Raw genomic sequence first — 14,987 nt, forward strand, 5'->3', positions numbered from 1 at the left:
TGTTGTGGGTCGGGAAACCCCGGCGCCCCCCTGACACCGGGGGCGGGCGGGGGCGTTCGACGCCCCCCGCCACGCCACCAGGCAGCGCAGCCGAGGCGGCACGGGAAGGGGATGGGTCGAGCATGCGGCACGTCTGGGTGGAGGCATCGCTGCCCCGGGATCGGCGCGCGGCGGCCGCCGGGGCCGAAGGGCTGCTGGGCTCCTTCGACTGCCGGGTCTGGGAGCGCGGCCCCTACGGCGGTGTCGGCGAGTTCGTCCGCCGCCTCGTGCTCGACCAGGGACGGTCCCCGCTGGTGGTCCGGCACCAGGTCGAACTCCTCAGCGCGGTGCGGGACCTGAAGCCCGCGATGCCGTGGGCCGCCGAGGCCGTCGCGGCGCTGGACGTCGCGGACGTCCAGATCAGGTTCCACCCGGCCCGGCGCACCCGCCACCTCGCCTACGGGATCGCCGAGTTCGTCGCGGCCTGGGCGGCGGAACGACGGACGCCGGCCGCCGTCCTGCTCGACGGGGTGGACGAGGCCGACGGCACCGCCGTCGAGCTCGTGGAGACGCTGCTGCGGCGCGTCGACCCGTCCCGGCTGAGGCTCTACGTCGGAGGCGCCTCGCTGCCCGAGGCGCTCGCGGCCGCCGTCGCCGCGTACGCGGAACCCCTCGCCGCCGAGAACACCGCCGCACACACCACCGAGGACACCTCCGAGGCCCACGGCCCCGCCTGGCACGACGAGCGCGCCGACGAACTGGCCGCCACCGAGGAGTGGTCCTGGCAGCTGGGCGCGATCCCCTACCACCGCGAACGCGGCACCCGCCCGGCCACCGACGGCGTCGACGCACTGCGCACCGCGCTCGGCGCGGCCCTGCGGAGCGGCTTCTACGAGCACGCCGTCCGGCTCGCCGGCCGCGGCCTGCGGCTGGTCACCCCGGCCTCGGACATCCGGAACTGGTGGGCCTTCACCACCATGCTGGCCACCGCGCTCACCGCCCTGGACCGCCCGGCCGAGGCGCTCGCGCTCTACGACCGGGTTCGGCAGACCACCGACGAGCCGAGGATCCACCTGTCGGCGGCCTACTCCACCGCCATGCTGCACGCCCGCCACCTGCCGGCGCCCGACCGGGACCTCACCGCCGCCCGCACCTGGCTGGACCGCGCACTCGCCCTCGCCGAGCAGATCGAGGACCCGCGCGAGCGCACCGTCACCACCGTCTTCCACCGTCAGGGCCTGGCCCTGCTGGACAGCCGGGCCGGCGACCACGCGGCGGCGCTGCGGACGGTCGAGGACGGCATCGCGCGGCTCGCGGAGGCCCTGGCGCCCGGCGAACGCCCGCAGGACCGCGCCCGGCTGGTGCACAACCGGGCCCAACTGCACCTCGCGACGGGCGATCCGGTCCGCGCGCTCGCCGACCTCGACGCGGTGATCGCACAGGACCCGCAGAACGCGGAGTACTACGTCGACCGGGCCGCCCTCTACCGGGCCACCGGGCGGCCGGACGAGGCGATCGCCGACTACGGCACCGCGATCCGGCTCGGCCCGCACCTCCCCGAGGCGTACGTCAACCGCGCCGAGACCCACACCGACCTGGGGCGTCCGGAGGCGGCCCTGGCCGACCTCGACCGGACCCTGCGGATCGAGCCCGACCACCTCGACGCGCTGGTCAACCGGGCCGGCCTGTACCTGGACGCCGGTGAACTCGACCTCGCCGAATGCGACGCGCGCGCGGGCCTGGACCTCTCCCCCGACCAGCCGCACCTGCTCTGCGTGCTCGGCCTGATCGCGGGCGAACACGGGCGGCTCCCCGAGGCCGAGGCCCTGCTCACCCGGGCCGTCGAGCACGCCCCCGACCTGCCCACCGCCTGGGCCAACCGCGCGGCGATCCGCTTCGAGCGGGGCGACGTCCCCGGCGCCGTCGCCGATCTGGACCGCGCCATCGGCCTGGACCCCGATCCACTCGCCCTGTTCAACCGGGGACTGGCCCATCGGCAGCTCGGCGACCCGGCCGCCGCCGTGGAGGACTTCACCCGGGCGCTCGCCGCCGACCCGGACCCCGAGCTGCGCGAGGAGCTGCTGCGGGAACGGGCCTCCTGCGCCCCGCCCGCCGGAGCGCATCAGGCCCCCTGACCGCCGCCCTCCTCAACACCCGGGGCCCGGAGGCCAGTTCTCGTCGGTGACGGCCAGCGCGTCGGTGATCAGGCGGGTGGCGAACTCCTGGTCGTCGCCGACCATGCGGTTGATCTGCTCCGCGAGCAGGACGGCGGTGGCCTCCAGGGGGTTCATCTCGGCGCGGGTCCAGTCGCCGTACTGGGCGCGCCACAGGTTGGGGCTCAGGCCGGTGCCGGAGGCGATGAGGAGGCCGGCCATGGTGGGGACGACCTCGGGGCGGAAGGTGTTCGGCATCATCCGCATCGTGGCCACCAGGGTGGGCACCACGTGCTCGATGACGTCCTTGTCGTGGCGCTCGCAGACCGTCCGCAACCAGTCCATGTACATGTAGATGAGTGTGCAGACGCCGTCCAGCAGCGCGTCCGCGTCCGCCGGGCCCATCGAGGCGACGAAGTCCTCGGCGAGCCGCTGCTGTTCGGGGTCGGTGCCGGTCTTGCCGTCGTAGATGGCCTTCAGCCGCGAGTCCATCACCATGACGGCGGTGCTCACATCGCCGGCGCGGGCGTGGGCGGGGTCACAGGGCGACGACACAGGAGTCCTCCTCAACCGGCCGCACTGGGTAGCGGACCATGTTCGTAGGGTAGTCCTCCCCGGGGGCGGGAATCCGCCGAATCCCGCCGCCCGCCGGATGGGGTGGAGCCGCTGATCAGCCCGTGGTCACCCGGAGGTTGACGAGGAGGGAGGCGCCGTCCGCGGAGGTGGCGAGCACCCGGCCGGACCGGTGCCAGTAGGTGACGGCGCCGGCGTGACGGCGGACGCCGACACGGGGGCCGGAGGCGTCGGGGACGAGCAGGGTGAGCGCGGGGGCGGAGGACGGGCCGGTGCCGGCGTGGACGCGCAGTCCGGCGCCGTCGGCGACGGTGAGCGCCCAGTGGTCGCCGTCGGCCGCAGGGGTGGTCAACGCCGCCCCGTCGAGGGAGAGTTCGACGTCAGGGAGCTCGGAGGTCCACTGCAGGACGGTGCGGTCCGGCGCCGCGGCCGAGGCGCTGAGCAGGCTGCCGGCGGCGAGGGTGACCGGGTCGAGGGTCAGGTCGGCGATGGCGCCGTCCACCCGTAGGCGCCCGCGCAGCTCCCAGCCCGGCAGGTCCCAGCGCCACACCTCGGTGAGCGGGGTACCGTCCGGCAGCGGCGAGCGGACGACGGCCGCACAGCCGTTCGGGGTCCGCGCGATACCGCCCAACAGCCTCTGGTCGCCGCCGAGTTCGCGCCAGACCGCGGTCGGGCGCGGGGTCCGGGTGTCGAGCACGACGAGGGCGCCCTCGTCCGAGGCCAGCAGGTGCCGGCCGTCGAAGGACGGCGCCACGTTGCGGGCCCGCAGGGTGCTCCACGGCCGGACGGCGCGGGTGGCGAGGTCGAGGTGGGCGAACGCGCGCAGGTCCGGGCCGTGGTCGGTGACCAGCAGCGCGCTGCCGCCGTGATCGGCGAGCACGAGCCGGTCGGCCGGGGTGTCCCAGCGGGCGCGGGTGCGGCCGTCGGGGGCGAGCAGCCGGACGCCCGCCTGGCCGCAGGCGACCAGCAGGGAGCCCGAGGCGAGAAGGGCGGCGTCCAGCACCGGAAGCGTGCCCGGGCGGTCGGCGGCGGTATAGGTCGGGGCGGCCGTGCGGAGGTGGGGCAGCGGGCGGGGGCGGGGCAGGTCGGCGGCCGCCAGCGGGTCGGCGCGGCGCAGCAGTCGGTCGAACAGCGCCTTCTCCGCCGCGCCGCCCGGACCTCCGCCGCGGGCGCCGCCGAAGCCGCCGCCGAAGCCGCCGTCGCGGACGGCGGACCGGGCGGCGGCGGTGGCGAGTTCGCGGTCGGCGGTCTCGTCGGCGGCGGGCAGGTCGGCGAGCGCGGCCGCCAGGGCGGAGCGCCCGCTGGTGTGCGGATCGCCGTCGCCGTCGAGGACGGCGCGGGCGAGGGCGCGGGTGGCGTCGCCCGCGCCCAGGGCCAGCAGGTAGGGCAGGGCCCGGCCGCGGACGGGGCCGCCGAGGGCGACGGCGTCGCGCAGGTCGGCGGCGATCGACGGGCGCAGCCCCGGGTCCGGCCAGGCCACCTCGACGGCGCCGAGCCGGTCCCCGGCCGCGCGGCAGTGCTCCGCCCAGGCCGCGCGCAGGGCGCGGGCGGCCTGGGGGTCGGTGGCGGCCAGGCGGTCGACGGCGGTGGCGAACACGCCTCGGCGATGGGCGGTGCGGACGGCGCGCTCGCGCTCGCCGGCCCGCCACCAGAGGCGGACGACCAGTTCGGCGGGCAGGTCGCGGCCCTCGGCGAGTTCGGCGGCCGCGGTGAGGCGGCCGTGCCGTTCCAGCAGGGCGACGGCCTCGGCGGGCGCGTCCAGCAGGTCGGCGAGGACGTAGGCGGCTTCGTCGATCCGGCCCTGGCTCTCCAGCCGGTCGGCGGCGCCCCGGTAGAGCCCGGTGAGGTGGGCGTGGGCGGTGGAGCTGTGGAACGGTGTCGTCACCGTGGTGACGCCGGTCGCGGGGGTGGCGCGGAGCGGGCCGGTGAAGCGCTGGGGCAGGGCGAGGGTGAGCCAGGTGCGGGCGGGCGCGCCGTCCCGGTGCCCGGAGGCGAGCGGGAAGGCGTCGCGCAGGGCGTCCTCCCAGCGGTGCTGTTCGAAGGCTCGGGTGAGTTCGTGCAGGTAGCGGACGTGCCGCTGGTGGAGCAGGCGGGCGGCGGGGGTGCGCAGGGTGATCCGGGCCAGCCGGTCGCCGAACCAGGGGCGACCGGTCCTGCGGGTCCCGCGCGGGGCGACCCCGCCGTCGGCGGAGGTACCGGCGGCCCGGCCGCCCCCGGCCTGGCCGGCGCGCTTGCCGAAGAGCACTGCGTAGGCGGCGCCCGCGACGGCCGACGCGACCACCACGCCGCCCGGGTCGAAACCGCGGTCCGCGAGCAGTCCGACGCCGTAGAGCACCACGAGCACCAGCGGCAGCACGATCATCAGGGTGATGATGACCTTGGCGGTGCGGGGGTCGACGGCGAGCTGCGGACCGCCGCGCCGCCGGGGCCGCCGGGTGTCGGGGGCGGGCGGCGCCTCGGCGGTCAGCCGGCGGGCCCGGTCGGAGGTCGGCCGGATGCCGGCCGCAGCTCTCAGGTCGGGCCGGGGCGCGGTGGGCACGGACTCCTCGACGGGCGCCGCCTCGGGCGCGGGGGCGACACCGACGGGGCGCGGCCGGTGCAGGGTGAGGCCGGTGGTCCGGAGCCAGTCGGACGGGTCCACCTCCGGCAGGTCGTCGATGACATGAGTATGCGTCAGATCGGCGTCCAGGAGCAGGAGCCGCCCGGCGCCGGCCGCCTCGGCGGAGGCCCCGGGGGCGGCCAGCGCGCCGCGCCCGGTGCGCTCCAGCGGCAGGCCGGGGGCCCGGTCGGGGCGTGTCAGGACCGGCTCGGGAAGCGTCAGCAGCCAGCTGCCGTCGGGGAGTTCACGGATCCGTGCGCCTTCGCACCACAGCCCGAGGACGCGGTCGGCGGCCTCCGCCGCTCCGATCAGCGGCACGTCGAAGACGAAGCCCGCGGCGTTCACTCGTCGCTCCCGAACATGTGGTGGATCCGGCCGTTCGCGGCATCGCCGACGACGATCCGGCCGGAGGAGGTCTCGGCCGCGATCAGCGGCAGGGTGGGGTGCACGGCCGGCGCGAGGTCGCCGCCGGAGAACCGGCTCAGGGTGCGGACGCCGTCGGCGCGGACCGCCCGGACCAGGCGGCCGCCGGGCGACCAGGTGATCAGAGCGGGCTCGCGGCCGTCGTGGACCAGGCCGAGCACCTCGGCGTTCTCCCGGAAGGACAGCCGCCGCTCGTCCCCGGTCCTGGTCCGCACCGTCCAGTGCTTGCCGTCCTCGGACCAGGCGGCCGTGCCGTCCGCGTGCACCAGGTGCCGCGCCCGCGCGGCGGCCGGCGGCAGGGCACGCGCGAACAGCCGCGGTTCACGGAACCGGTCGAAGCCGCGCTCGCGTTCCGTGCCGCGGCCGACCGGCCCGTCGTCGGTGACCGTGCCGTCGGGGGCGATCCGCCGCCAGCGCCCGGCGACCGGGACGAGCAGGTCGTCCCCGGTGCGCAGCAGCGGCAGCACGGGGCGCCCGGCGAGGCGCTCCAGCAGGCCTTCGCCGAGGCCGAGTTCGGCCGGGTCGACGGAGAGTGCCGCGGGCCCGGCGAGCGGGCGGCCGCTGACGTGCCGGAGCACCCGGCCGCCGGCGAGGTGCAGGGCGATCAGCCGGCGGCCGTGCCGTCCGGCGGCGATCACCCGGCCGTGCAGGCGGTGGGCCTTGGGCCGCACGTCGGAGCCGTGCCGGCGCTCGATGTCGCGCACGTCCACGGCGACGACCGTTCCGGCGTCCCGGCCCCGGGTGAGCAGGAACGGGGCCTCGGTGGTGAACGCGGGCAGCCCGCGCCCGGGCGGAGCGGCCGCGGCCGACCGGGCTGCGGCCGTCGGGGCGGCGCGGCGGAACTCGGCGCCGCGCAGCGCCCGGACGGCGATGTCGGCGGCCGGCAGCGGCAGTTCGAAGGCCGTTCGGTCGAGGCGGACGGTGACGTGGGTGGCGCCCGCCGGTCCCCAGCGGGTCGGCTCGCCCGTCAGGACCCTGGGCAGGCCCGAAGCCGAGCCCGAAGCCGACCCTGCGGCCCGCCCCGGGAACCGGTCGGCGAGCCGGTCCGCGAGCCGGGGCGCGGTGAGCAGCCAGGCCCGGTCGGCCGCGTCCAGGGTGGCGGCGGCGAACTCGACGTCCTCGGGGACCGGTTCGGCACTGCGGCGGGCCGCGAGCCACACGGGCAGCAGGTCGGCGGGCTCGCCGCCGAACCACTGCACGGGCTCGTCGCCGAGCACGCCCACCAGCAGCTCGCCGCCCCGGGCGGCGGCGCGGCGGTGCAGGACGAGCAGCGCGGCCAGCTGCACGAGACGCCCGGCCCCGGCCTGCGAGGGCCCGGCATCCACCATCACGACGGTCCGGCCGCGCGGTGCGGTGCTTTTGAACTCGGGTTCGAGGTAGAGGAGTTCGCGGTCAAGGTAGCGCCGCAGGAACTCCTCGGGGTGGTCCTCGGCGAGCAGCCACTCGGCGGGCAGCAGCTGGTCGGGCCGTCCGGTCCGGCCGAGTCCGCCCACGCCGTCGGGCTCCCCCGGCCCGTCGGTCACCGGCTCGCGCTCCCCGACGAGGGTGTCGAGACGGCGCAGCAGCGGTCCGAGCGCGGTGGCCAGTTCGGGGGTGATCGCGGACAGCGCACCGGCCCAGGGGGCCAGTGCGGCCGGCAGCCGGGCGGCGCTCATCGGCCGGCCTCCCGGGCGTGGGGCGTGAGCGCGTCCGGGTCGGCGGCGGGGGCGGGCGGTGCGGCGACGAGGGCGTGCTCGGGGGTGAGCACGCACAGCTCGCCGGGTTCGGCGCCGAGCGCGCTGCGCCACAGGGCGGGGGCGGGCCAGGGGCGGGCGGTGGTCGGGACGAGCAGGTCGCGGTCCCGGCCGAGGTAGCGGGCGCCGTCCGACCAGGGGAGGTCGTCCTCCGCCCCGAGGACGAGCAGCGCGGTTTCGTCGGCGAGGACGCCGAGCCGGGCGCCGTCGTGCAGCCGGGCGCGGGTGGCGGCGGCCAGGGCCGGGACGGCGTCCCCGACGGCGAGGACGGCGGCGGCGGTGAGCGGCGGCTCGCGGCGCTCCCAGCGCGGGGCCACCTGGGGCGGGGCCACCCGCGGCGCGGTCACCGGCGGCGCGGTCACCGGCGGCGGGGCCACCGGTGAAGCGGCCACCGGGCGCCGGGTGTGCGGAAGGTGGGCGGAGGTCACGAGGAGGAGACCGCCGCGACGAGCTCGGCCCGTATGCCGCCCAGTGCGGCGGGCAGGTCGGCGGGGGCGAATCCGGCGTCGATCTCGCGCAGCGCGGCCTCCAGGCGGAGCCGGGAGTCACGCCCCTCGGGGAGGTCGCGGTGCTCGGCGAGCAGGGCGGCGCCGGTGCGGGCGAGCCGTTCCGCGCGGGCGGCCGTGCTGCGGGAGAGCTCCTCGGCGGCGTGCGCGAGGGACTCGTTGGCGGCCTTCTCGATGAGGTCGCCGAGGGTGTCGCGGGCCAGCGCCTGGGTGTCGGCGGTGGGCGCGATCAGCGGCAGCACCCACAGGTCGCGGGCGGTGGCGGCGCCCCGCCCGTCCAGGACGGCGGCGGCCGCGATCAGCCGCTGGGAGCGGACGGCCCGCCGGTCGCCGACGGGGACGCCCGCGGCCCGCAGCCGGCGCAGCGCGGTGGCGAGCAGCGGGGTGACGCCGTCGAGGTCGCAGGCGCGGGCGGCGTCGGTGAGCCGGTCGAGCGCGCCGAGCAGGCTCGCGCCGTCGGCGGGCGCGGGGACCGGGGCGGCGGGACGGCGGCCGGTCTCCAGGAGCTCCTCCAGCCGGGCGTCGGCGACCGGCTCGACGAAGACCCGGGCGAGGAAGCGGTCGGCGAAGGCCGCCAGCGCCGGGTCCTCGGGCAGGTGGTTGGCCGCGCCGACGCAGACCCGCAGCGGGCTGGCGAGGACGGTGCCGCCGCGCCGGAAGACCCGCTCGTTGAGCAGGCCGAGCAGGGTGTTGAGGACGGCGGTGGAGCCGAGGAAGACCTCGTCGAGGAAGGCGATCTCGGCCTCGGGCAGCATGCCCGCCGTCTCGAACTCGACCCGGCCCTCGCGCAGGCCGCGCAGGTCGACCGGGCCGAACAGCTCGTTGGGCTCGGTGAACCGGCCGAGCAGGTACTCGAAGTACCGGCCGCCGAGCTGCCCGGCCACCCGCCGCACGGCCTGCGACTTGGCGGTGCCGGGCGGGCCGACGACCAACAGGTGCTCCCCGGCGACGGCGCAGAGCGCGACCACCTCGGCGACCGTCTCGCGGTCGACCGTGCCGCGCCCGGCGGCGGTCACCGCGGCCGCGATCAGTTCGGCGTCCTGGCGGAGCGCGGCGGGCGGGGCGGCGGGAGTGCGGGTGTCGGTCACGAGCACCGGAGTCTACGGGCGGCCGGCCGGCCGCCACCAGCGGGTTTCCGCCGGCCGGCCGCGGTCAGTCGTCGAGTTGCTCCCAGCCGCGCGGCACCGGGCCGCCGGCGGGCTGCCGGGGGTCGCGGCTGCGGTAGACGATGTACGGGCGGAAGAGGTACTGCACGGGGGCGCTGAACATGTGCACCAGGCGGGTGAAGGGCAGCAGCGCGAACAGCAGCAGGCCGACCACGGCGTGCACCTTGAACGCGACCGGCACGTCCGCCATCCGGCTCACGTCCGGGCTCAGGGTGAACAGGCTGCGGGCCCACGGGGCGATGGTGGTGCGGTAGTCGTAGCCGGAGTCGAGCGAGGAGTGCATCAGCTTGGCGACCAGGCCGAGCACGATCGCCGCGAGCAGGACGACGTACATCAGCTTGTCGTTGCGGGTGGTGGCGCGCAGCACCGCGGGGTTGCGGCGCCGGCGGTAGAGCAGCACGAGGATGCCGGCGATCGCCAGGAAGCCCGCCGCGCAGCCCGCGAACAGCGAGAGCAGGTGGTAGGCGTGCTCGTCGAGGCCGACGGCGTCCGTCCAGGAGGCGGGCACGAACAGGCCCATCAGGTGGCCGGCCAGCACGAAGAGGATGCCGTAGTGGAACACCGGGGAGGCGATGTTCAGCAGGCGGGACTCGTAGAGCTCGGAGGAGCGGGTGGTCCAGCCGAACTTGTCGTAGCGGTAGCGCCAGACGAGGCCGGAGACCAGCAGCGCCGCGGCGGTGTACGGCAGCGCGCCCCAGAGGAAGGTGTCCATCGATGTGCCTCCGGTCAGGTGGGCGGAACGGTCAGCGCGACGGCAGGACGGGCAGCAGGCCGAGGTGCCCGTAGGGCGGGGCGTCCAGGCCGACCTGTTCGCGCGGCGGCCCGCCCCGGGCGAGCGCCAGCGCGGCGGCGCGGTCCCGGGGGGACGGCCCGGGCAGGGTGGCGCAGACGGCGGCGAGCACGTCCGCGTACGGCGTGCCGTGCTCGGTGAGGGCGAGCCGCAGGAGTTCCAGGGCGGGCCGGTGCTCCCGCAGCAGCGTCTCGTCGCCGGTGGCGGCGGTGAACTCCAGGACGGCGGGCAGGAAGTCGGGCAGGTCCTCGCCGGTGGCCTCCAGGCCGTGCGCCCGGTAGGCGGCCTTGAAGCGCAGCAGGGCCTCGCCGCGCCGGCGGGTGTCGCCGTCGGTCCACCAGCTGAGGTGCAGGCTGTGCCGCTGGGTGAAGTCGAAGACCTCGACGTAGTGGCGGGCGAGTTCGCCGCCGGGGAGGGATCCGGCCCAGCCGAGGAAGGCGCGCAGCGGCGCGGCAGCGGCGTGGCGGACCGGCCGGAGCAGTTCGGCGAGCGGTGGCAGGGGGGCGTCCGGGTAGCAGAGGCACTCGGCGGCGGCTCGGCGCACCAGGGCGCGGGGGTCGGCGGTCACGGTGCGGGCTCCTCGCCGGAGGCGGCCTCGCCGGGCGGCGGCGGGCTGTCGGCGGTCTGGCGCCTGCGCAGGCCGTGGAAGCTCTCGACGGTGACCAGTGGCAGCGGGCGCCGTCCCGATCCGGCGCCGAACGGGCCGTCGGCGCCGCCCGGTGCGCCGTCGGTGTGGTCGAGGCCGCAGCCGGCGGGCAGCGCGGACTCCTCCAGGCGTTCGGCGTCGGCCCGGGCGGCGGTCGGGATGACGTAGCGGTCCTCGTACTTGGCGATGGCGAGCAGCCGGAAGAGGTCCTCGACCGAGTCGGCGTCGAGTCCGACGGCCTCGGCGGCGGCGGGGTCGGGCTCGCGCCCGAGGTTGACGGCGCGCATGTGGGCGCGCATCGCGGCGAGCCGGTCGAGGGCGGCCCGCACCGGGCCGGGGTCGCCGGCGGTGAAGAGTCCGGCGAGGTACTCGACGGGGATGCGCAGGGCGTCGATCGCGCCGAAGAGGTTCCCGGCGTCCTCGCCGTCGTGGCCGGCGGCCGCGACCTCCTCGACGACCGGGGAGAGCGGCGGGATGTACCAGACCATCGGCAGGGTGCGGTACTCGGGGTGGAGCGGGAGGGCGACCCGGTAGGTGCTGACGAGCGCGCGCACGGGCGAGCGCCGGGCGGCCTCGATCCAGTCGTGCGCGATGCCGTCGCGTTCGGCGGCGCGCCGCACCTCCGGGTCCTCGGGGCCCAGGAAGACGCCCAACTGTGCTTCGTAGAGGTCGTGTTCGTCCTCGACGGAGGCGGCGGCGGTGACCCGGTCGGCGTCGTAGAGCAGCACGCCGAGGTAGCGCAGCCGCCCGACGCAGGTCTCGGAGCAGACGGTGGGCAGGCCGACCTCGGTGCGCGGGTAGCAGAAGGTGCACTTCTCGGCCTTGCCGGTGCGGTGGTTGAAGTAGATCTTCTTGTACGGGCAGCCGGTGACGCACTGGCGCCAGCCCCGGCAGCCGTCCTGGTCGACGAGGACGATGCCGTCCTCGGCCCGCTTGTAGATCGCGCCGGAGGGGCAGGCGGCGGCGCAGGCCGGGTTGAGGCAGTGCTCGCAGATCCGGGGCAGGTAGAACATGAAGCTCTGCTCGTACTGGAAGCGGATCCGCTCGCCGACCTCCCGGCGCATCCGCTCGACGTTGGGGTCGGCGGTGGCGTGCTCGGGGGCGCCGCCGAGGTCGTCGTCCCAGTTGGGCGACCATTCGACGGCCATCGGGCGGCCGGTGATCAGCGAGTGCGGCCGGGCGACGGGGTAGTCCTCGCCGAGCGGGGCGTCGGTGAGGGCGCGGTAGTCGTACGTCCAGGGCTCGTAGTAGTCCTGGAGGGTGGGCATGACGGGGTTGGCGAAGATCGAGGCGAGCTTGTAGAGCCGTCCGCCCTGGCGCAGTTTGAGCCGTCCGCGCCGGTCGAGCCGCCAGCCGCCGCGCCACTTGTCCTGGTCCTCGTAGCGGCGCGGGTAGCCGAGGCCGGGGCGGGTCTCGACGTTGTTGAACCAAACGTACTCGGTGCCCTGGCGGTTGGTCCAGGTCTGTTTGCAGGTGACCGAGCAGGTGTGGCAGCCGATGCACTTGTCGAGGTTCATCACCATGGCGAGCTGGGCCATCACGCGCATCAGTACCGCACCTCCTGGCGGCGCCGGCGGATGACCGTCACCTCGTCGCGCTGGTTTCCGGTCGGGCCGAGGTAGTTGAACGCCCAGGACAGCTGGGCGTAGCCGCCGATCAGGTGGGTGGGCTTGAGCAGCACCCTGGTCAGCGAGTTGTGGATGCCGCCGCGCCGCCCGCCGGTCTCGGCGCGGGGCACGTTGACGGTGCGCTCCTGCGCGTGGTGCATGTAGACGGTGCCGGGCGGCATGCGGTGCGAGACGACGGCGCGGGCGGCGACGACGCCGTTGCGGTTGACGGCCTCGATCCAGTCGTTGTCGGCGACGCCGATGGCGGCGGCGTCCTCGACCGACATCCAGATCACCTGCCCGCCCCGGGAGAGGGCGAGCATGAACAGGTTGTCCTGGTACTCGGAGTGGATCGACCACTTGTTGTGCGGGGTGAGGTAGCGGACCGTCACCTCCCGCTGCCCGTCCGGCCCGAGGGCGGGTTCGCCGAACAGCCGGCGGATGTCCAGCGGCGGCCGGTAGACGGGCAGGGCCTCGCCGAGTTCGTGCATCCAGTCGTGGTCGACGAAGAAGTGCTGGCGGCCGCTGAGCGTGTGCCAGGGCTTGAGGTGCTCGGTGTTGAGGGTGAACGGGCTGTAGCGGCGGCCGCCGGACTCGCTGCCGGACCACTCGGGCGAGGTGATGACGGGGGCGGGGGCGGCCTGGGTGTCGGCGTAGCTGATCCGGCGACCCTCGTGCTCGGCGGCCAGGTGCGCCAACTCCCGTCCGGTGCGGCGCTCCAGGGTGCGGAAGCCCTGGGTGGCGAGCCGGCCGTTGGTGGTGCCGGAGAGGGCGAGCACGGTGTCGCAGGCCTTGACGGCGGTGTCCAGGGCCGGGCGGCCGTCGGCGGGGCCGCCGCGCACCACCCCGTTGCGGGCCTTGAGCTGCTCGACCTCCTCCGCCGGGTGCAGCGCCACGCCCTTGGCGGGCAGGCCGAGTTGCTCGACGAGCGGGCCGAGCGAGGCCATCTTCGCCGCCACCGCGGTGTAGTCGCGTTCGACGACGGCGAGGTTCGGCAGGGTGGCGCCGGGGACGGGCTCGCAGTCACCGGCCCGCCAGTCCAGGTCGGTGCCGCCGGGCTGGGCGGTCTCGCCGGGGGTGTCGTGCTGCAGCGCGGTGGCGACCAGGTCGTAGCGGGTGCCGAGGTGGTCGCGGGCGAGTTCGCTGAACCGCGCGGCGATCGCGTGGAAGGCCTCGAAGTCGGTGCGGGCCTGCCAGGGCGGGTCGACGGCGGGGGCGAAGGAGTGCACGAAGGGGTGCATGTCGGTGGAGGACAGGTCGTGCTTCTCGTACCAGGTGGCGGCCGGCAGCACGACGTCGGACAGCAGGGTGGAGGAGGTCATCCGGAAGTCCAGCGAGAGCAGCAGGTCGAGCTTGCCCTCGGGGGCCTCGGCGTGCCAGCGGACGTCGCGCGGGCGCACCTCCTCGCCGGCCTCCCGGGCGCGCAGCGAGGAGTGGGTGCCGAGCAGGTGCTTGGTGAAGTACTCGGCGCCCTTGGCGGAGGAGCCGAGCAGGTTGGCCCGCCACAGGGTCAGCACCCGGGGCCAGTTGGCCGGGTCGTCCGGGTCCTCGCAGGCGAACCCGAGGCGCCCGGCCTTCAGTTCGGCGACGACGTGCTCCTTCGGGTCGCGCCCGGCGGCGCGGGCCTCGTCGGCGAGGTCGAGCGGGTTGCGGTCGAAGGTCGGGTAGGAGGGCATCCAGCCGAGCCGGGCGGAGCGGGCCAGCAGGTCGACGGTGGCCAGGCCGCGGAAGCGGCCGGTGCCGAGCGGGGAGGCGAGCACGTCGGCGGGGTAGGTGTCGTAGCGCCACTGGTCGGTGTGCAGGAAGAACCAGCCGGTGCCGATGGCCTGCCGGGGCGGGCGGGACCAGTCGGAGGCGCCCGCGAGGGTCGCCCAGCCGGTGAGCGGCCGGCACTTCTCCTGGCCGACGTAGTGCGCCCAGCCGCCGCCGTTGCGGCCCTGGCAGCCGGTCAGGGCGAGCAGGGCGAGGAAGGTCCGGTAGATGGTCTCGGAGTGGAACCAGTGGTTGGTCCCGGCGCCCATCAGGATCATGCAGCGGCCCCGGGACTCCTCGGCGGTGCGCGCGAACTCCCGGGCCACCCGGACGGCCTGGGCGGCGGGCACCGAGGTGTGCCGCTCCTGCCAGGCGGGGGTGCCGGGGGTGTCCGGGTCCTCGTAGGAGGCGGGCCAGCGGCCGGGCAGGCCCTCGCGGCCGACGCCGTACTGGGCGAGGAGCAGGTCGTAGACGGTCGTGACCAGCGCGCCGCCGTCCAGGCGAAGCGCGGGAACGCCCCGGCGCACGGTCTCGCCGCGGCCCTGGCCGTGCGCGCCGCCGTCGGTGTCGAAGCGCGGCAGCAGCACCTCGACCGGGGTGCCGCCCGCCTCCCCGTACAGGGTCAGCCGCGGGCGCAGGCCCTCCAGGTCGAGGTTCCAGCGGCCCTCGCCGGAGGCGGTCCAGCGGAAGCCCAGTGAGCCGTTGGGCACGGCGGGGCGCCCGGTCGCCTCGTCCAGGACGGCGAGCTTCCAGTCGGCGCCCTCGCCGGTGTCGCCTAGGTGTACTGACCACGGAGGTTGGTGACAGGGCTCACGGCGTGGTGATCTTGAAATGAGTGAGGGCCTTCTGGCTCGGTGTGGATTGCGACATCTGCACCGACAGCCAGAAAGGCCCTCATGCCACACCGTAACGCACCGCTGACCGAGACCGGACGCCTGCGCCTGGCCCGCTGCGTGGTCGAGGAAGGCTGGCCGCTGCGGCGGGCCGCCGAGCGCTTCCAGGTCTCGCCGACCACGGCCAAGCGCTGGGCCGACCGCTACCGCACGCTCGGCGAGGCCGG

At 76.2% G+C, this 14,987-nt stretch carries 10 protein-coding genes and 1 pseudogene; 2 read left to right on the forward strand and 9 right to left on the reverse strand.

The genetic code is table 11. The annotated features are described in order from the left end of the window. Positions 1-122 precede the first annotated feature (122 nt). Positions 123-2,114, forward strand: a complete 1,992-nt coding sequence (locus ACFVFS_RS32585; RefSeq protein WP_380628447.1) for a tetratricopeptide repeat protein — start codon at positions 123-125, stop codon at positions 2,112-2,114. A gap of 12 nt (positions 2,115-2,126) precedes the next feature. Here the strand turns inward: ACFVFS_RS32585 and ACFVFS_RS32590 are convergent, their stop codons facing one another. From ACFVFS_RS32590 to ACFVFS_RS32630, 9 genes and pseudogenes are all read right to left on the reverse strand, one after another. Then, positions 2,127-2,687 (reverse strand): hypothetical protein, encoded by a 561-nt coding sequence (locus tag ACFVFS_RS32590; RefSeq protein WP_380628449.1) that lies wholly within the window; start codon positions 2,685-2,687, stop codon positions 2,127-2,129. 115 nt (positions 2,688-2,802) lie between these two features. Next, positions 2,803-5,649, reverse strand: coding sequence for a bpX6 domain-containing protein (locus ACFVFS_RS32595; protein WP_380628450.1), 2,847 nt, complete (start codon positions 5,647-5,649; stop codon positions 2,803-2,805). Further along, positions 5,646-7,382 (reverse strand): hypothetical protein, encoded by a 1,737-nt coding sequence (locus ACFVFS_RS32600; protein ID WP_380628451.1) that lies wholly within the window; start codon positions 7,380-7,382, stop codon positions 5,646-5,648. Before ACFVFS_RS32600 ends, ACFVFS_RS32595 begins: the two co-directional genes overlap by 4 nt. Then, on the reverse strand, positions 7,379-7,852 hold the full coding sequence (locus ACFVFS_RS32605; protein WP_380628452.1) for a hypothetical protein: 474 nt from the start codon (positions 7,850-7,852) through the stop codon (positions 7,379-7,381). The genes ACFVFS_RS32600 and ACFVFS_RS32605 overlap by 4 nt, the downstream gene beginning before the upstream one ends. Positions 7,853-7,884: 32 nt before the next feature. Continuing rightward, positions 7,885-9,054 (reverse strand): AAA family ATPase, encoded by a 1,170-nt coding sequence (locus ACFVFS_RS32610; protein ID WP_380628453.1) that lies wholly within the window; start codon positions 9,052-9,054, stop codon positions 7,885-7,887. A 64-nt stretch (positions 9,055-9,118) separates the two neighbouring features. Continuing rightward, on the reverse strand, positions 9,119-9,844 hold the full coding sequence (gene narI / locus ACFVFS_RS32615) for a respiratory nitrate reductase subunit gamma (RefSeq protein ID WP_380628455.1): 726 nt from the start codon (positions 9,842-9,844) through the stop codon (positions 9,119-9,121). 31 nt (positions 9,845-9,875) lie between these two features. Beyond that, positions 9,876-10,490, reverse strand: a complete 615-nt coding sequence (gene narJ, locus ACFVFS_RS32620) for a nitrate reductase molybdenum cofactor assembly chaperone (protein ID WP_380628456.1) — start codon at positions 10,488-10,490, stop codon at positions 9,876-9,878. Next, the gene (gene narH, locus ACFVFS_RS32625; RefSeq protein ID WP_380628458.1) at positions 10,487-12,115 is read right to left on the reverse strand and encodes a nitrate reductase subunit beta; all 1,629 of its coding nucleotides are present in this window, start codon (positions 12,113-12,115) and stop codon (positions 10,487-10,489) included. The genes narJ and narH overlap by 4 nt, the downstream gene beginning before the upstream one ends. Continuing rightward, positions 12,115-14,706 (reverse strand): annotated as a pseudogene (locus tag ACFVFS_RS32630) (molybdopterin-dependent oxidoreductase); the annotation flags it as partial. The gene narH and the pseudogene ACFVFS_RS32630, both read right to left, overlap by 1 nt. Positions 14,707-14,823: 117 nt before the next feature. Here ACFVFS_RS32630 and ACFVFS_RS32635 point away from each other — a divergent pair. Continuing rightward, positions 14,824-14,987, forward strand: a 164-nt coding sequence (locus ACFVFS_RS32635) for a helix-turn-helix domain-containing protein (RefSeq protein ID WP_380628461.1), incomplete at its 3' end; no start/stop codon positions are given.

This window comes from Kitasatospora sp. NPDC057692 (genome assembly GCF_042799475.1).
Lineage (GTDB): Bacteria > Actinomycetota > Actinomycetes > Streptomycetales > Streptomycetaceae > Kitasatospora.